A 19,247-nucleotide genomic window follows, 5' to 3' on the forward strand; every position below is an offset into this window, starting at 1 on the left:
AATGATTAGTCTTCATTCTTTTTATCAGATAATTTTGCCTCATCCCATAAGGCGTCAAGCTCATCTAATGAAGCCGTTTGTAATGATTTTCCCTGCTGGATTATCTGCGTTTCAATAAACTGAAAACGGCGGAGAAATTTCTGATTACATTGCTCTATAGCTTGTTCAGGATCGACATCCAAATGCCTGGCAAGATTGGTAATAGCAAATAATAAATCGCCAATTTCTTCCTGTAGTTTATTTGGATCGGCATCATCCAGTTCAGCAGCAACCTCATCCAGTTCTTCATGAATCTTGGCAATCACGCCATCAATATGCGGCCAGTCAAAGCCAACACTCGCAGCCGTTTTTTGCAATTCAACAGCATAACGTAATGCGGGAAGCTGTTTGTCAGCAGCATTAAGCAGGGAAGTCTTATCCATTAGTCGCCCCGGGTGAATTTAATAATATGGCGACGATCCCGTTTACTGGGGCGGCCTTTTTGATCACGGAAACCTAACGGCTCATTTTTGATTTGTTCACGCAACAGTTCACGTTTATCCCGACTTTCAGCTGTTTCCTGATAAAGCAATTGGGCTTCACTGGCCGGTCGACGTTGTTTTTGCAGGCCTAAGACATCAATGACGTATTCATACGGTGGTTGCGAAATGGTTAATTGATCGCCTGGACGGATGGTTCGGCTGGGTTTAGCCCGTTGACCATTTGCATGCACTTTACCGCCATTAATAGCCTCAACGGCTAGGCTACGGGTCTTGTAAAACCGCGCAGCCCAAAGCCATTTGTCCAGCCGTTGATTTTCCTGACTTTCGGTTTCGGCTTTCGCCATCAAGCCTTACCTTGCAATTGTAATAAGATACCTTCGTTTTCCAATGTTGATGTGTCCTGGGTGATTTCTTCGCCCTTGGCAATCGTACGGAGTAAACGACGCATAATTTTACCGCTGCGGGTTTTAGGCAGATTGTCTGAATAACGAATTTCATCCGGCTTGGCGATAGGTCCGATTTGTTCGGCTACCCAGGCACGTAATTCATTGGTTATTGCTTCGTCTTCTCCACCTTCAGGTCGTTCACCTTTTAACACGACATAGGCAAATACGGATTCACCTTTAACATCATGTGGTTTACCGACGACGGCAGCCTCAGCAACCGCTTCATGCGCTACCAGAGCCGATTCAATTTCCATGGTGCCAAGTCGGTGACCTGAAACATTTAACACATCATCAATCCGCCCCATGATCCAGAAGTAACCTTCTTCATCCTGGCGAGCGCTGTCACCGGCAAGATAATATTTACCATCGAAATAGGGCCAGTAGGTGTCTTTATAACGTTGGTCATCGCCCCAGATAGTCTGGATCATGGAAGGCCATGGTTTACGGATCACCAGGAAACCACCTTGATTTGGACCAAGCGCTTCACCTTGTTCATTGACCACTGCTGCATCAATGCCGGGCAGTGCACGAGTACATGAACCCGGTTTTGTGACAGTAACGGATGGAACTGGGGCAATCATATGAGCACCGGTTTCGGTTTGCCACCAGGTATCCACGATTGGGCAACGTTCCTGACCAATAACACGGTGATACCACATCCATGCTTCCGGATTGATCGGTTCGCCAACGGTACCTAATAACCGTAAATGGGAAAGATCATAACGCTGTGGAATTTCATCACCCGCTTTCATCAAAGCGCGAATCGCTGTTGGGGCAGTATAGAAAATAGTGACATGGTGACGGGCGCAAACATCCCAGAAACGTCCAGCATCCGGAACGGTAGGTACACCTTCATAAATGATCATTGTGGCACCCACGGCCAGCGGTCCGTATGCAACATAGGTATGACCGGTGATCCAGCCAACATCTGCAGTACACCAGAAGACGTCTTTTTCCTGAATATCAAACACCCAACGCATGGTGGTAATGGCATTCAGCAGGTAACCAGCTGACGAGTGTTGAATACCTTTTGGTTTACCGGTTGAGCCTGAGGTATAAAGTAAAAATAATGGATCCGCGGCATTCATCGGTTCGGGTTCACATTCTGCTGTTTGATCCTGTTCAGCATCATGCCACCAGATATCACGACCCTCCTGCATCGAGATATCATTCTTGCAACGTTGAAAAACGATGACTGTTTCAACACTTTCGCAGCCTTTGCTTAATGCCTGGTCTGCTGTGTTTTTCAGCGGGATGATTTTGCCGCCGCGATGCCCGCCGTCAGCGGTAATCAGCAGTTTTGCCTGGGTATCTTCTATACGATCTTTTAATGCTTCAGCGGAGAAACCACCAAAAACCACAGAATGGATGGCGCCAATTCGGGCACAAGCCTGCATGGCCACAACCGCTTCGGTGATCATCGGCATATAAATAATGACCCGATCACCTTTTTTAATGCCTTGTTTTTTCAGAGCGTTGGCAAATACGCAGACTTTCTCATGCAGCATGCGATAGGTGATGTGTTGTACATCACCAGGTTCACCTTCAAAGATGATGGCGGTTTTTTCAGCGTTATCTTTTAGCTGTCTATCAAGACAGTTATAAGAAACATTCAATTGACCATCGGCAAACCATTTATAAAAAGGAGCGTTGCTGTCATCCAGCGTTTTAGTAAAGGGTTTGATCCAGTCGAGTTCCTGTTTCGCCAAATCACCCCAGAAAGACTCATGATCCTCAGCTGCTTTGGCATAAAGCGCATCAAGCTTTTTAGGGTTTAAAGCGGAGTCTTTGTAAAAACTTTCGCACGGTGGAAAGTGCCGGTTTTCATGAAGAGTTGATTCAATATTATTCTGAGCCATAAATACCTTACCTTATTATTCTCTCTTTTTGAGTATAGTACGCTGTCAACGTTAAATGTAGTGATCATCCAATAAAAAACTCTCCCGAAAGCACTGCTTAGGGGAGAGTTAGTTTGATTACTGGTGAGCTTTAGAAGAAACCGAGAGGGCTGGTGCTGTAACTGACCAACAGATTTTTAGTTTGTTGGTAATGTTCCAGAGCAATTTTATGAGTTTCACGACCCACACCTGATTTCTTGTAACCACCGAATGCAGCATGTGCTGGATAATGATGGTAGCAGTTGGTCCATACACGACCGGCCTGAATGGCACGTCCCATACGGTAAGCCAGGTTCATATCACGGGTCCATAAACCGGCACCCAGACCAAATTCGGTGTCGTTGGCAATTTCCAGTGCTTCAGCTTCATCTTTAAAGGTGGTCACGGAGACCACAGGGCCAAAGATTTCTTCCTGGAAAATACGCATTTTGTTAGTGCCTTTCATCAACGTTGGTTCGATATAGAAACCTTTATTGAATTCATCACCAAGTTGGGCGATACCACCACCCATTAATAATTGAGCACCTTCCTGTTTACCAATTTCAACATAGCTGAGGATTTTATCGAACTGTTCCTGCGATGCCTGGGCGCCTACCTGAGTTTCAGTATCTAAGGGATTACCACGTTTGATCATTTTGGCTCGTTCCATGACCACGGCAATGAATTCGTCGTAGATGCTTTCCTGAATAACCGCACGGGAAGGGCAGGTACAGACTTCACCCTGGTTGAAGAACGCCAGCACCAGACCTTCAGCGCATTTATTAATGTAATCCTGCTCTTGCTGCATGATGTCTTCAAAGAAAACGTTTGGTGATTTACCACCCAGTTCAACTGTTGAAGGAATAATGTTTTCAGCAGCGTATTTCATGATCAATGAGCCAACTGGCGTTGAACCTGTGAATGCGATTTTGGCGATACGTTTGCTGGTACCGAGTGCCTGACCTGCTTCACGACCAAACCCATTGACGATATTTAACGTTCCGGCTGGCAGTAAATCGGCGATTAATTCTGCAAGAATCAAAATAGAGACAGGTGTTTGTTCCGCGGGTTTCATGACTACGCAGTTACCGGCTGCCAGTGCTGGAGCCAGTTTCCAAGCTGCCATTAACAGTGGGAAGTTCCACGGAATAATTTGACCGACAACACCGAGAGGTTCATGGAAATGATAGGCCACTGTGTTTTCATCAATCTCACCCATGGTGCCTTCCTGAGCACGCAGACAACCAGCAAAATAGCGGAAGTGGTCAGCCGCTAAAGGAATATCGGCATTCAGGGTTTCACGAACCGCTTTACCGTTATCCCAGGTTTCGGCCACAGCCAGTTTTTCAAGGTTTGCTTCAATACGATCAGCAATTTTCAACAGGATATTGCTGCGATCTTGAACTGAGGTTTTACCCCACGCTTCGCGTGCTTTATGGGCCGCATCTAGCGCTAATTCAATGTCTGCTTCACCCGAGCGAGGTATTTCACAAATAACTTCGCCGGTGACGGGAGTAATATTATTAAAGTATTCGCCTTTAACAGGGGCTACCCATTCGCCGCCGATAAAATTTTCATAGCGTGATTTAAATGAAATCACCGACTCTGGTGTACCTGGTTTTGCGTAAATCATAATTCTCTCTCTCTTGTTGTTTTGATATTTGCAAATGTTCAGCATAAGACCTGTAGTGGATAAACTACTTGACTCATATTCCCAATTACTTGACTGTCAGTCCACAAGTGACAAAAAAATTACCACAATGTTCAATAAGCTTGCTATTTTTATTTATGAAAAATTCCCAAAAGAGTTCGGCATCAATTTCATCGCTATACTTTCCAATCACTTGACTAATCCTAAACATCAGACACACAATCCAACATTATTCATGAAGGTCAAACTATGAGCCTGAATACATTCCCAACAAGTGGTCGGCACGAAAATCGTCAGTTGCTTATAGAAAATAAAGTAACGTTTAACGGACCGGAGACCGAGCTGAGCATTTACGATACTTATCGGAGCTCAACGGGCGTAGCGCTTAATGCTGATCACTTATTGTATTGCGGGATGGTGAGTGGTCGTAAAGTCATGCATGATCACTACAATGCTTCAGGTGAATTGTTTGTTCCCCACGAATCTTACGTTATGCCGCCTGGTGAGCATGTTGAGATTGATTTTCCTGATGCCAATGAGCAGCAACCGACCACTTGTCTGACTATCGAGATTTCCCGTGAACGCATTGAAGCGATTTCCAGCCGAATGCGTGATTTAGTCAAAACGGATGTGCCGGAATATAACTGGGAATATCAACCACGTATCATTCATAAACATCACACCCAGGATACGCAGCATTTACTGGAAAAAATGGTGTCTTTTTATATCCGAAATGATCCGGATAAAGAAATGATGGTTGATCTTGGTGTTTCAGAGCTGGTGATCAGATTGCTTCGCGAGCAGGGACGTGAAGTATTACTGAGTTATTGTAAACAAGCTCCCGATACCAGCGGGATCACGGCTGTACTGCATACCCTTGAACAAAACCTCACTCAGCCACTTGATATTGATCAACTCTGCCGTCAGGCCTGCATGAGTCGAAGTCGTTTGTATGTAGAGTTCAAGAAACAACTGGGATGTACGCCAGGTGAGTTTCATCAGCAGGTACGATTGAAATCAGCCGCTGATGCGATACGAGGTGGTCAAAGTATCACTGAGGCTTGTTATAACTACGGTTTTAATGATCTGAGTCACTTCAGTCGACGCTTCAGTCATTTTTTTGGTTGTTCGCCGAGTGCTTTTCGAAAAGAAAATCTGCCAGACCCAACTGATTAGGGATTGTTGATCTTTCATATCCACCGCTGCGGGGGCAAAAATAATCCCAGCCCCTTACATGGATGTATTTCACAAAAGGCGCTCCTCGTGCCTTGATTGACGCTTATTCAGCTCACAACTGAGGCAGAGATAAAAGATCAGCAAGTCCTAATAACCTGAGTTAAGAACGCTGTCGCGTTGAAAGTGTCATAATAAATGTCAGTAATTAGATGCATTCATTTCTACACTCTTCGTAAATCATGACAGAGACTCTATGCCGTTATGCCCGAAACTTTTCTATAGCAGAATCATCCTTGTGTTTTTTGTGTGTTTATTTCAATCCTTTATGGTTTGGGCTGACACCGAAAAAAATATCGAGATCGAGCTTGAGGGTATAGAAAAGGACTGGAGTGAAACCTTGATAAATGGTTTAAGTATTTATCGGCAAAAAAACAGCCCAAGATTGGATTCCCGCAGTGTTCAACGCTTACATGAACAGGCTGTTGATGAATTGAAGCACATGCTTACCGTTTATGGTTATTATTCACCCGAAATTACAGCCGAGTTAACTGAAACTGATGAAAATAATTGGTTAGCCAAATATAAAATTGACCTGGGTCAGCCAATTATCATTCGCCAAATTGATGCCGCTGTGGAGGGAGATGCCAAGAATGATCCAGCATTTACCAAAATGCTCAACAAACTGCCGCTGAAGGTTGGGGACCATTTTGATCATCAAAGTTATGAAAATACCAAAAAAGCTTTTTTGAGACTTGCAGCTGAGCATGGTTACTTTGACGGTGCGTTTACCTGTAGCGAAGTCCGTGTCGATATAGAAGCCGAATCCGCCGATATTTGTCTGAAATATGACTCAAAGCAACGCTATCGATTCGGTGACATTGAATTTCCCGATACCGTTGTCAATGCAGATCTACTTGAGGCTATGTCACCCATTGACCCCGGTGAACCTTTCGATGCCAATAAATTACTCACACTTCGAAATAATTTACAAAACAGCGGTTACTTCGCCACTGTCTCAGCTCAGGCGATGACATCAGCTCGGGAAAATGCAGAAGTGCCGATAGACGTTTCGCTGAATGAAAATCTCAAGCATCGCTATAGTGCAGGTATCGGATATGGTACAGATACAGGCGCCAGAATGAGTCTGGGCTGGCAGAACCGGTACGTGAATGATCGTGGACACAGACTCTCGGTTGAAAGTCGTCTATCGCAGATTGCCACTCAGGTCGGTGCGGATTACAAGATGCCATTCTGGAGTGAAAATATTGATACGGTAGGTTTTAATACGGCATATAAACAAGAAGATACCGATACCAGTGAAAGTCGCTCAGTTGCTGTTGGGAGTTATTACAACCGAATGCGTTGGGGCTGGGAAGAAACAGGTAGCATCAAGTTTTTAAATGAAAGTTTTGATGTGTCTGACGAATCTGCTTCCACATCATTACTGATTCCCGGTATTGCGTATGCAAGAACCTGGGCAGATAACACACTTTATACCCGACAGGGTGGACGGGTCAGTTTGGAACTAAGTGGTGCGGCTGAAGGTATTTTATCTGACATCAGTTTTAGTCAGATAGTCATCCGTGGTAAATATATCCAGGGTTTTGGTGAGTCAAACCGAATTATCACTCGCGCGACAGTTGGTGCAACAGAAGTCAGTGACTTTTCAAAATTACCCAGCTCTCTGCGTTTCTTTGCCGGTGGTGATAACAGTATTCGTGGTTTTGATTATGAATCATTGGGACCGGAGAATGATCTGGAGGAAGTCATTGGGGGCCGTTATCTGGCGGTAGGGAGTGTCGAATATGAACATATGTTTGTTAAAAACTGGGGTGCGGCAATATTTACTGATTTTGGTAACGCATTCAATAGTTGGTCTGACCCAATAGAGTATAGTGTGGGGGTGGGCATTCGCTGGCGTTCACCGGTTGGCTTGATTCGGGTTGATATAGCCAATGGAATTTCAGATGAAGACAAGCCTTTCGGTTTGCATATCGTGATAGGGCCTGATTTGTGATAAAACGCGCATTATGGATAATCGCAATTGTATTGTTACTGGTTGTTCCAGCAGCAATGTATTGGTTATTGATGACAAAGTCAGGTTTTAACACCGCACTCAATTTTACTCAGCAATCTCTTCCAGCACTGTCAATTGATGAAGCAAGTGGCCGACTTTATGACGGCATTTATCTGCAAGGTGTTTCGTATGAACCTGAAGAGGGCGATGCATTTTATATAAAAAGTATTGATGCACGCTGGCAGTTATGGTCGCTACTTTCCACCCGTTTGATTATTAATCAGTTGCATATCGACCAGCTGCAAATTAAGCAGAAAGATGGGCTGGATAAAGACCTTACCGTGGATGAAGACTTTACGGTGCCGGATATCAGTCTTCCATTGGCAATTCATTTGCGTTCTTTGCGAATAACGCATGCAGAAATGGTGAGTCCTCAAGGTGATATAACACCATTGTTCGATCGTTTTGATACGTCATTACGGGTGAACTACGATCGGCTAATCATTTCTTCATTGCGACTGAATCGGGATGTTCTGGCTTTTACACTGCTTGGCGACGTCAACCTGAGCTCGCCACATGCTACCAATTTGAACTATGGCGCCCGTCTTAATGATCCAGAATTGGGGCTTATTTCTGCTACCGGGACGATTACCGGTGATTTGCAGCAAATGACATTACGTCAGCAGCTAGGCGAACCTTTCGCTTCCGAGCAAACCTTGATGGTGCGTAATATTCTTGATGATTTGGATTGGCGATTTACGGCTGAGAGTGGAACGCTGCCATTATCACGGATCCTGAAGAATGAAATTGGTGATCTGACAGCATTAAATCTGAATGCCCAAGGTACATTAGATAGTGCCAAGGCAGAACTCGACTTTCAGTTGCAGGAATCTGAGACATTAAATCCACCGGTTGCAGCCAGTTTAAGTGTCAATTCCAATGATTTACAAAGTTGGCGAGTGGATTTAATGAGCGCCATCAGTCAGAACAGTTTTGCCGAATTGCATGGAAACATCTTCATTACAGAAGATCCCACGGAAAGTGTTTTTTCCATTGATGGTAGCTGGTCAGAATTACAATGGCCCTGGCAGACAGATGCTGAACTGCTGGTTGGTCAGGCTTCAGGTGAATTTTCCGTTGATGGCACTTTGCAGGACTATCGTTTGATTCTCAGCAGTTCTTTGCAGGCCATTGAGCAGGAATGGAATATAACTTCTTACCTGCGTGGGGATATGCAAAAGGCCTCGATTAATTCTCTTGAAATCAAGTCAGCGTTAGGTCAACTAGACGTCAGTGGCGATGTGAGCTGGCAGCCGAAGTTAACCTATCAACTGGATGGCGAATGGAAAAATCTGCAGCTTCCTGCCAGTTTAACCGGCGTGCCGGTAGAAAGTTATACCGGGCAATTTAAGCTGGATGGAGAGAAACAGCTTTTCAATTTAACAGTCGATTCAGATTTCATTGTGAATGAGATTCCCCTCATTCTTAATTTGGTGGCGAATAGTCCGGAAGCAGGCATAACCGATGTACGGGCCGATACCAAAATAGCTGATGGCGGGGCAGGATTCAGTGGTCGCATTAATTGGAAAGAAAAGCTTGCAGTTGATGGCAAACTGACATTGAGACAGATCGATCCTGCTGCCTTAGTTGCAGAATGGCCCGGGCTGATTAGTGGTCAGGCGCAGGTAACGTTTCAGGATAAAGGTGAAAACGAGTTTCATGCCAGTGTGCAGGAATTACATTTAAATGGTGTGTTACGTGATCGTAATTTCTCACTGGACAGTAACCTGCAAGCGGTAAATACCGATATTGATATCGAAAATCTGCAGTTAAATCTCGGGGATTCGCAATTGTCATTAAACGGCAAAGTAGAAAAACAACTGGACCTGAGTTGGAGTTTGTCATCCCCGAATCTGCAGGATTTTCATCCCGAATTATTTGGCACTCTGAGTGGAGAAGGGCAACTTTACGGTGAGCTGGCCAAATTAAAATTAAATGCCAATCTGGAAGGTTCAGCTATCCGTTGGGCAGATGAGCTGACTGTAGGGTCGATTTCAGCAGATGCCCAAGTGGATCTGACGGATAATCAGCAAAGTAAACTGAACATTCAATCCACCTCAATTACGATTGCACAGCAGAATATCGACTCCATTGATTTGAGCCTGAATGGCAAGCGTGACCAGCATCAATTGGCGCTGGAGATACAATCTGAAATCGGGACGTTATCCAGTCTGTTGCAAGGCAGCCTGGATGAAGATGACCAATGGTCTGGACAGTTACAGTCAATGACCGTTACCAATGATATAGCTGGCAACTGGCAGTTACGTGAGCCGGGTGCGATTCAATTATCAGCCGATAAACAGATTATTTCCCAACACTGCTGGCAATCTTCTGAGCAGGCACAGCTTTGTTTACAGGGTGAAAATACCGCAGAAGGTGCACAAACATTAATTGAAATAAATCAATTGTCGGTGGCGACTTTCAAGCCTTTGATAGAGGACTACGCTACATTATCGGGTGAAATTTCCGGTAAAGTCCAATTAGCAATGCAAACCGAGGGAGATATTACCGGGACGGGTAATTTATCGCTGCATGATGGCATCTTAAAACTGCAGTCTGAAGGGATAAGCCAGCAGCAACCGATTGCATTTAATGCGGTTGATCTTCGCTATCAGCTGACAGCAGAAGAAAGTATGGTTGCCATCACTATTGAGCCGGACATTGCTGGGGTAGAGCCTATTGAAGCCAGATTGCAAACCGCACCAATCAAAACGGTAATGGCGGCACCCATGGATACGCCAGTCACTTTGCAATTGCAGAACTCTATCGAAGACCTTGCCTCATTAAATCTGGAAACGCTGGCCTTTGATGAACTTGCAGGCAAACTGGAACTTAATGTTGATATGGAGGGCACTTTCAATCAGCCTGAATTAACGACTGCTATCAGTTTGCGTGATGGCCAGATATTTCTGGTCGATATGGGGATTACCCTGACCGAAATTAATGCCGACATCAATGGTGATCCCTTATCCGGCTTGAAAATATTATTACAGGCTCAGTCAGCAGAAGGTCAGTTGGAAGTGGCCGGTGACTTCACAATGACCGATTCTGATTGGTTGCTGGATGCGACGATTAAGGGGGACAAGTTAGAATTAATGAACTTGCCTGAGGCCTATGTGATTGCCTCCCCGGATTTAACGCTGAGAATTACTCCTGAAACAGCCAAAATCGGCGGTAAAGTAACAATACCTACTGCTGATCTTGCACCCATGGATTTTAATACCACTGTTTCAGCCAGCCCGGATGTTGTCGTGGTTGGGCAGGATACGACAGACGAGAAAATGCGTTTAGCAACTGATGTTGATGTAACGGTTGAACTGGGTGAAAACGTCTTGATTCGTGCCCTGGGTTTTAATGGTCGTCTCGCAGGTGATTTACGCATTTATGGCGAAGCCGGAGAGCTGTTATTAGGCGATGGCGAAATTACTGTCCATGATGGTACTTATGCTGCCTATGGTCGCGAATTAAAAATCAATAACGGCAAGGTACGGTTTGCTGGAACGGCCATTGATAATCCTGATCTGGATATTAAAGCCGTTCGCACAGGCACAGATTATGAAGCTGGGATTCATATCACCGGGCCAGCGAATAATCCACAAGCCACATTATTTTCAAACCCAACTATGAGCCAGGAAGATGTACTGTCGTATATTGTGCTGGGACGACCATTAGGGCAGGCTAGTGCTGCTGATGCAGCGATGCTGGCCTCAGCGGCCACTAATCTGGGGATTGCCAATGGCAATGCGGTCAGTGAAAAAATTGCCAGCACATTTGGGCTGGATACTGTTGAGTTCACTGGAGAAAGTCCGGATAACGCCGCCGTGCAAATCGGCAAATATCTGTCGCCTAAACTTTATTTAGGCTATGGCATTGGTATTTTTGAGCCGGTTAGCACCGTTCAATTACGTTATACATTAAGTAAAATCTGGACCTTGCAAGCCGAGTCCGGCACACAGAGTGGCGTGGATCTACTGTATATCTACGAACGCTAAAAAAAGCCCTGTGATGATGACCATCACAGGGCTTTCAGGACCTACCTTTTCGTCACGTATGAGGTGAGTCTTCAGATAAAATCAGGCACGGTTCTTTTCGCGGATTTCATCCAGTGTTTTGCAATCAATACAAAGTGTCGCTGTTGGACGAGCTTCCAAACGACGAATGCCGATATCTACGCCACATGATTCACAGAAGCCGTAATCACCTTTCTCAAGGTCGATCAATGATTCTTCAATCTTTTTGATCAGTTTACGTTCACGATCTCTGGTACGCAGTTCAAGTGTGAATTCTTCTTCCTGAGTGGCACGATCATTAGGGTCAGGGAAGTTTGCTGCTTCATCCTGCATATGGTGAACAGTACGATCAACTTCTTCCATCAGTTGTGAGCGCCATTTTTCGAGAATACCCCGAAAATGTTTTACCATATCCTTGCTCATATATTCTTCATCATCACCCGGTTGATACGGAGTGAATTTGACATCATTTTGTGTCGGGTCCATGTTGGCAAACCTCATACTTTCTAAAAATCAAGGGCGCATCTATACCAGATGCTTCCGGCATGTGCAAAATAATTAGATTATTTTACCCCATTTTCAAGACTAAAGAGACTAATGAATCATTTAAAAGCCGTTATATTCGACGTGGATGGAACCCTCGCTGAAACCGAGCGGGATGGGCACCGTCAGGCGTTCAATCGCGCATTTGCCGAAGCGGGCCTGGACTGGCATTGGGATGAACAGCTTTACGGACAATTATTAGCTGTAACCGGTGGCAAAGAGCGTATTCAATATTACCTGGAAAACTTCCATTTACAATGTGGTTTTGCTGGTGATCATAGTGAAATAATTGCCAGCCTGCATGCTGATAAAACACGACATTATGCTCAGATAATGGAAGCAAAGACGATCGAGTTACGCCCTGGTATCAAAAGATTAATTGGCGAATTAAGGGAGCAAGAAATTCGCCTGGCGATCGCCACAACCACTACTGCAGAAAATGTCACAGCATTAATCAACGCCACGTTGGGCGAGGCTGCCCTCAGTTGGTTTGATTGTATTGCAGCGGGTGATGTCGTGCCTGCCAAAAAACCTGCTCCGGATATTTATCACTACTGCTTACAACAATTGCAACTGGATGCAGGAGACTGTCTTGCCATTGAGGATTCCGCGAATGGCTTGCTGGCATCAACTGGTGCAGGAATAACTACATTGGTAACCCTGAATGCCTATACTGTTGATGATGACTTCACGCAGGCAATTTGTGTTGTAGACCAACTGGGCGAACCGGATGCCCCATGCCAAGTCATCGATGGTTCGCCGATTAATACAAGCTATATAACAGCTCAATCTCTTCAGGATTTACATGCCCAAGCCAATTAACGTTACACAGCGCGCTCAGGAAATTAAACCGTTTCACGTGATGGATATATTATCGCAAGGGAAGATATTGCAGGCGCAGGGCAGGGATATTATCCATCTGGAAATTGGTGAGCCGGATTTTCTGACACCTCAACCGATTATTAATGCTGCAATTGCTTCATTAAATAAAGGCGATACCTTTTATACCCCCTCATTGGGGTTAATGGCGTTACGGGAGAAAATTGCCGGATGGTATCAGCAGCAATACGGGCTGGATATCTCACCCCGGCGGATTGTGGTTACACCTGGCGCCTCAGGGGCATTGCTTTTAGTGATGGGGGCATTGTTAGAGGCTGGCAAGCATTTATTGATGACCGATCCGGGATATCCCTGTAATCGTCATTTTGCCCGTTTCGTGGAAGCCTCAGCAGTTTCCGTTCCAGTGGGTGCCGATACGGCCTACCAATTATCTCCACAACATATCGAAAAATACTGGAATCAGGATACCCAAATGGCCCTGGTTGCCACTCCTTCTAACCCTACCGGAACCATTATTGATAAAGACGGCTTAAAAGCCCTCTCAGAGGCTGTTAAGGCTAAACAAGGTCTGTTAGTTGTCGATGAGATTTACCATGGGTTAAATTACGATGGTGTTCATTTACCCTCCATTCTGGAAGTAGACGACGAAGCGATAGTGATTAACAGCTTTTCCAAATTCTTTGGTATGACCGGTTGGCGATTAGGCTGGGTAGTTGTACCTGAAAGTCTTGAACCCGTGATGGATCGTCTGGCTCAGAATCTGTTTTTAGCTGCGCCGACCAATGCTCAGCATGCTGCTCTGGTGGCATTTGATCGAGAAAGTCTGGATATACTTGAACAACGCAGAGAGGTGTTTGAGAAACGTCGGGATGTTCTGTTACCCGCGCTGCAGGAAATTGGATTTTCCATTCCGGTGAAACCTCAGGGTGCGTTTTATTTATATGCTGACTGCAGCAAATTCCTAACCGACACCATTAACAACAGTATGGATTTATCCCGTTATCTTTTACAGGAAGCCGGAGTTGCTATTACCCCGGGAAATGATTTTGGGCAGCATCTGGCCGATCAGCATGTGCGATTTGCTTATACCACCAATGAAACGCGTTTAATGCAGGCTGTTGAACGGATTCATGCCGCTTTGACTAAATTATAGAGCGATGTAACCCTGATGAAACCACTACAAGTTGCTGAAAGTTATGATCAGATAGCTGACGTCTGGAATGACACTCAAATTAATTGATAAAACTGCCGGCATCTGGAAAACGATCAATATCCTGAATTACATCTTTATCTGATAGTGCAGAAAAAGGTTCGACCCAGTTAAATCTGAGTCGAACCTGGTTTATCAGCTGCGGTGAAAGTTAGTGATAATGCCGTGCCGCATTAATCACTTTTTTTGCCATCGCTTCGTCATTGCATTTATCGGCAATGTCACCCAGCGTGATAACACCCACCAACTCTTCGTTGTTCGGGTTGTTAAGCACTAACAGGCGTTGCACCTGTTGATCAGCCATATTGTTTACAACTTCATCAATAGGTTTGTCTTCATAAGTATATAAAACCCGTTCGGTCGCAATGTTTCGTGCTTTCTGATGCGGGTCTTTCGAATCTGCAACTACTCTGAGTGCAATATCCCGGTCAGTGATCACGCCAATCACTCGGTTGTCTTTACTGAGCGGAACGAACCCTAGATTCTTATCTCGCATAGTTTGGGAAACTTCCTGAATGCTGACATCTGCATCAAGGTAAAAAGGTTGTTTTGTCATCACATCTTTCACGCGCATCATCGAATTTCTCCTTTGATTTTCTCGTTTCAGAAGAGTGGGAATGACAGCCAGTATTTTTGCTGTCTGTAAAATCATATGGAGGTAATAAAAGTTTGTTCAACCCTGGCTAAGATTGAAGTTTAGCAATCTATAGCTGTGCTTTTCCAGCCAGCAAAATTAGCTGGCTGAGCAAGTTTTTCTTAAATTTATACCGCTTGTTTGGTTAAGTTGTTTTCCAGACTTTTTAATTGTTGCAGACAATCTCTTTGACTCAAAAATGCCAGCTCTTCCTGCGGTTCAAGCCATGACTCAAGTTGTTGCATATTGTCGGCATGTCGTACTTTCCATTCCGCTAATATTCTGGGTGGATGAAATACAGGTTTTTGATTTGCATTGTCAGGCAATTGAGCGATATGCCAGTTGCAAAGTTGTGGATTATTTAGCAACCGAATAAAGGCATGCTGTTTGGGCTGTGGAGAAAGGGCTGAAAGCTGATGCTCCAAATCCACCAGAATGGGAGCGGGACTTTTTTCTTCTGGAGCCCGCAGTATGCCAAGCCATTTAAGCAGTTTGCTGCGTCGCGATCCACCGCTCAGCCATGATAAGGGGATCGACAACATCAATCCACCGGTGATCGGCAGTAGCCAGTAAAACAGTTCTATACTAAGTAACAAAGCAATAATGGCGAGAATGATGCCGAATAATGTATGTCCAGCATGCGCTCGTGCTACAGCAGCCCAACTTAACGCGCCATCATCACGTGACTGAGGCATCCAGCCACTGTCCTTGCCACGGAAAATTCCCACCACCACACCAAACTGATGCACCATTAATATCGGTGCATACAGCGCCGACATAAGCATTTCCACAACGACACTTACTGTTAGCAGAATAGGGCCGCCGAATTTCATGCAACGTGGAATATTTATCAGCGCCGCAAACCAGCCAAACACCTTAGGTGCAATAACAATGGCCATGGATACGATAAAAAGCGTTAAGGCTCGCTCAGAATCAAATACTGGCCAGGTAGGGAACAGTGAAGGATTGGCGAAATATTCCGGACGCACATATCTTGCCTGTACGGCAATGGCCAAACCGACCACAATTAAAGAGAGCCAGAAAACAGCACTAAGATATGACATCAATCCGGAAAATATATGTAAACGAGTGGGTAACACAAAACCCTGGGCAAACATAAAAGGGGTATGTTGCAGGTTACCCTGACACCAGCGACGATCCCGGATCATTACGTCAATCAGCGAAGGAGGAGACTCTTCATAGGTCGATTGAATATCGGTATCAAAACGGACCCCCCAGCCTGCACGACGCAGCAGCGCTGCTTCAATAAAATCATGACTTAATACATGGCCACCAAACGGAGGTTTACCGGGCAAAATTGGCAGATGCGATGATTCGGCAAACGCACGGGTTCGGATAATCGCATTGTGGCCCCAAAAGTTGGATGACAGGCCATGCCAGGCAGATAAACCTTCGGCATAAATAGGGCCGAAACAATGGTTGGCAAATTGTTGTAAGCGTCCATAAAGCGTATTGGCCCGGACTATGGTTGGTAAGGTCTGGATTAACCCGACCCCAGGCGAGGCAGCCATTCGACGGGATAGGGTGAGCATGCACTCGGCACTCATCACACTATCAGCATCCAGTACGATCATGGCTTCATAGGCACCGCCCCAGCGTTGTACCCAATCACCTATATTGCCAGCTTTACGTTCAGTATTCTGTTGACGGCGACGGTAGTAAACCGGACAGCCTGATTCGTCTTTGTTAATCAAATCCAAAAAAGCCTGTTCTTCTGCAATCCATGCATCTGCCTTATTGGTATCACTGAGAATAAAAAACACATATTTTCCTGGCGCCTTGACTAATAAATCCTCACGCATTACTTTGAGCGCCGCCTTGATACGGATGGGGTCTTCGTTGTATATGGGCAGCAGAATGGCCGTTGTAAAGTCAGGTTCTTGCTCGGACTGTTTAATAAGTCGAGGCTTTAGATGCAATAAAAAGCCCAGCAGTGCCTGAGCAAATGCAAACGAAACCCAGAGAAAGTTGATACTGAAAAGAATTAAAAATAACCACTGCAGGTTGGTGACAACGTTAGTAGTGCTTAATACCCCGTAAATCTCCGTAATACCGTAATAGGACAATCCAAGCATTACACCGAGTACGAATAACCGCGATATAAGCGTTCGCAAAATATAGAAGAAGGTGCGCTGGCTATGACGCATGGAAAGTCCTTGTTCGTAGACTCCATGTCGGGGCATTTCCAGGGGCGATTCAGCAGGCAGGGCACGTTCATATTGCATGCCTTTTTCGGTATTATCGATCCGTAAATCAACACTCATAAAGAATTATTCCAATCCCTGCTCAACCATCTGTAAAGCCATGTTGGTGCAGCATATTTATCATCTTTATTTAACTGTACCCGAAATTCCGCTACATCGGCATCTTCAGGATCGAAAGTAATAAATACCCTTGCACCCTTTATATGCGGGTTTTCCTGAATCCGGCTTTCAAGAATTTTGCCATTGCTAATACTGGCAACAACATCAATCTGTTCAATATCCTGACTATCGATATTGCTGTAATCAATCACAATTTCTTTACTATCATCAAAGAGCTTGAGACCACTGCTACTGTTCACAATGCGCGGTTTATTAGTGTCTTCTGGAACATCATCAGGCGAGGTTAAGGTATAGGCATATTCAAACGCTTCACCTTTTTTCAAGCCATCGGCTGGTCTCCAATAAGCCACAACGTTATCGTTTTCCTCAGAAGCTGACGGAATTTCAACAAGTTCTACCTGACCTTTTCCCCAGTCACCTATAGGTTTGACCCAAGCAGAAGGACGTCTGTGGTAATTAGCTTCCAGATCCTGATAATAATCAAACTCACGGTGGCGTTGAATCAAACCAAATCCTTTGGGGTTCTCATCTATAAATGCACTGATTTGGAGTGTTTGCGGGTTGTTCAATGGACGCCATAAACGCTCACCCTTGCCATTACGCATTTGCAAACCTTCAGAGTCATGTACAGCAGGTCGAAAATCTAATTGATCAGCGCGATCCATTCCGCCATGCATAAACATGGAAGTTAGTGGTGCAAGCCCGACATGCTTAATATCAACACGTGGGAAGAGGATGGCATCGACATCAATTTTACTGGGCGATCCTGGATGAATCCCGAAACGATAGGCACCGGTAACACTTTTACTATCGAGTAAGGCATGCACCACAATGGCATTCTGACTTGAAGAGGGCCTTTCAATCCAGAAACGTTTGAAAAGAGGAAACTCTTCACCTTTGGGTTGTGCGACGTCAATGGCCAGACCGCGAGCAGAAATACCATAGAGCTGACCTTTGGAAACTACCCGAAAATAACTGGCTCCCTGAAATACAATAAACTCATCCTGATAGTCGTCATTGTTTATTGGATAGTGAAGCCGTAAACCTGCATATTTACCAACTTCTACAAGTTTTTTACCAATTGCCTCATTCGGAACCTTGAAGGATGTTTCAGATAATTCGAGTGGAAAAGCCTTGCCACTTTCGACTACATCAATATCAATCAAATCTTTATACAAAAAGCCAGGTGCGAATAATTGAACCGAAAACTTGGTTGGGGTCTTGCCCCAGATCGCTGCATTTTCCTGAAAATTTATTTGTCGATAAGTTGAATAATCAAGTTTTGCTAATTCGTCGGGCGCGTTTGGCGGAGCTTTAAAAGGCTTTTCGGCAAGTTGGCGGGCTATCTCAACCACTGTGTTACGTGAAAATTCTGTTCCTGCATCGCCATTTTCAACAGATGTTTCTGCCTGCGCTGTTTGGATAAACAGAATGAGAAAAAAAGCCGTAATAAGCCCGGAAAGGGTCTTTGTGTAGAGTGAAGAGTCAGTTTTTTGATGAAGAGATAAATAACTCAACATTGGGCTAAATCCTTATTGCGGGATAAATGAAACGGGATAGAATTCGGGAAGGCTCGGTCGTATATGGTTTAGATCTGGTTAATTCAATATTTCAGATCTAGTAAACTGGCACCATAACTTGAGTTAAGCCTATCTAATATGCTAAACCAAACTGAAAAATTGTTCTGAAAATTATTATTGTCAGGTAGCTAACTTGCATGAGTAACAACAATAACGGCCCAGATAGAGCTGATGAAGTGATCTGTGATTGCAGTGGAACCACTCGTGGGAAGATCATCAGTCTGTTCGAGCAGGGTATCGTCGATACCGATACTATCTCACGAAAAACTGGCGCAATTTCAGGATGTGGTTCCTGTGATTATGATATTGAGAACCTGCTTGATGAGCTTGTTGTTAAATAGCAACAATATTCATAATTGTTGTTAAATACCTATTT

At 44.7% G+C, this 19,247-nt stretch carries 14 protein-coding genes; 6 read left to right on the forward strand and 8 right to left on the reverse strand.

Annotated features, from left to right (window positions below):
* Positions 1-5: 5 nt before the first annotated feature.
* The 4 genes from B3S93_RS06470 to B3S93_RS06485 all read right to left on the reverse strand — a co-directional run bounded on the left by B3S93_RS06470 (position 6) and on the right by B3S93_RS06485 (position 4,438).
* Positions 6-422, reverse strand: a complete 417-nt coding sequence (locus B3S93_RS06470) for a MazG nucleotide pyrophosphohydrolase domain-containing protein (protein ID WP_292398791.1) — start codon at positions 420-422, stop codon at positions 6-8.
* Complete coding sequence (locus B3S93_RS06475; protein ID WP_292398794.1) at positions 422-826, reverse strand: RNA-binding S4 domain-containing protein; 405 nt, start codon at positions 824-826, stop codon at positions 422-424. The genes B3S93_RS06470 and B3S93_RS06475 overlap by 1 nt, the downstream gene beginning before the upstream one ends.
* The gene (gene acs, locus B3S93_RS06480; RefSeq protein WP_292398797.1) at positions 826-2,787 is read right to left on the reverse strand and encodes an acetate--CoA ligase; all 1,962 of its coding nucleotides are present in this window, start codon (positions 2,785-2,787) and stop codon (positions 826-828) included. Before acs ends, B3S93_RS06475 begins: the two co-directional genes overlap by 1 nt.
* A gap of 130 nt (positions 2,788-2,917) precedes the next feature.
* Positions 2,918-4,438, reverse strand: a complete 1,521-nt coding sequence (locus B3S93_RS06485) for an aldehyde dehydrogenase family protein (protein WP_292356888.1) — start codon at positions 4,436-4,438, stop codon at positions 2,918-2,920.
* Positions 4,439-4,705: 267 nt separating this feature from the next.
* Here B3S93_RS06485 and B3S93_RS06490 point away from each other — a divergent pair, with 267 nt between their 5' ends.
* The 3 genes from B3S93_RS06490 (at position 4,706) to B3S93_RS06500 (ending at position 11,701) form a co-directional block, all read left to right on the forward strand.
* The gene (locus tag B3S93_RS06490) at positions 4,706-5,632 is read left to right on the forward strand and encodes an AraC family transcriptional regulator (RefSeq protein ID WP_292356886.1); all 927 of its coding nucleotides are present in this window, start codon (positions 4,706-4,708) and stop codon (positions 5,630-5,632) included.
* A 325-nt stretch (positions 5,633-5,957) separates the two neighbouring features.
* Positions 5,958-7,649, forward strand: a complete 1,692-nt coding sequence (locus tag B3S93_RS06495) for an autotransporter assembly complex protein TamA (protein WP_292748563.1) — start codon at positions 5,958-5,960, stop codon at positions 7,647-7,649.
* Positions 7,646-11,701, forward strand: coding sequence for a translocation/assembly module TamB domain-containing protein (locus B3S93_RS06500; protein ID WP_292398804.1), 4,056 nt, complete (start codon positions 7,646-7,648; stop codon positions 11,699-11,701). Before B3S93_RS06495 ends, B3S93_RS06500 begins: the two co-directional genes overlap by 4 nt.
* 81 nt (positions 11,702-11,782) lie before the next feature.
* Here B3S93_RS06500 and dksA read toward each other — a convergent pair whose 3' ends face one another.
* Positions 11,783-12,205: an RNA polymerase-binding protein DksA gene (gene dksA / locus B3S93_RS06505; protein ID WP_292356879.1), complete on the reverse strand. Its 423-nt coding sequence runs from the start codon at positions 12,203-12,205 to the stop codon at positions 11,783-11,785.
* Between the two features lie 111 nt (positions 12,206-12,316).
* Here dksA and B3S93_RS06510 point away from each other — a divergent pair, with 111 nt between their 5' ends.
* Together B3S93_RS06510 and B3S93_RS06515 are read left to right on the forward strand one after the other, a co-directional pair.
* Positions 12,317-13,084 (forward strand): HAD family hydrolase, encoded by a 768-nt coding sequence (locus B3S93_RS06510; protein WP_292356877.1) that lies wholly within the window; start codon positions 12,317-12,319, stop codon positions 13,082-13,084.
* Entirely contained in the window at positions 13,068-14,255 is a 1,188-nt protein-coding gene (locus tag B3S93_RS06515) for a pyridoxal phosphate-dependent aminotransferase (protein WP_292398807.1), read from the forward strand. Before B3S93_RS06510 ends, B3S93_RS06515 begins: the two co-directional genes overlap by 17 nt.
* A 208-nt stretch (positions 14,256-14,463) precedes the next feature.
* Here B3S93_RS06515 and B3S93_RS06520 read toward each other — a convergent pair whose 3' ends face one another.
* The 3 genes from B3S93_RS06520 to B3S93_RS06530 form a co-directional block, all read right to left on the reverse strand.
* A complete protein-coding gene (locus B3S93_RS06520; RefSeq protein ID WP_292398810.1) occupies positions 14,464-14,889 on the reverse strand; it encodes a CBS domain-containing protein in 426 nt (141 codons plus the stop codon).
* A gap of 185 nt (positions 14,890-15,074) precedes the next feature.
* Positions 15,075-17,231, reverse strand: a complete 2,157-nt coding sequence (mdoH, locus tag B3S93_RS06525; protein WP_292398813.1) for a glucans biosynthesis glucosyltransferase MdoH — start codon at positions 17,229-17,231, stop codon at positions 15,075-15,077.
* Positions 17,228-18,811, reverse strand: coding sequence for a glucan biosynthesis protein G (locus tag B3S93_RS06530; RefSeq protein ID WP_292356869.1), 1,584 nt, complete (start codon positions 18,809-18,811; stop codon positions 17,228-17,230). Before B3S93_RS06530 ends, mdoH begins: the two co-directional genes overlap by 4 nt.
* 197 nt (positions 18,812-19,008) lie before the next feature.
* On the opposite strand from B3S93_RS06530, the gene B3S93_RS06535 reads away from it, so the two are divergent.
* Positions 19,009-19,212, forward strand: a complete 204-nt coding sequence (locus tag B3S93_RS06535; RefSeq protein ID WP_292398816.1) for a (2Fe-2S)-binding protein — start codon at positions 19,009-19,011, stop codon at positions 19,210-19,212.
* Positions 19,213-19,247: the final 35 nt, after the last annotated feature.

Source organism: Methylophaga sp. UBA3613, assembly GCF_002375415.1.
Classification (GTDB): Bacteria; Pseudomonadota; Gammaproteobacteria; order Nitrosococcales; family Methylophagaceae; genus Methylophaga.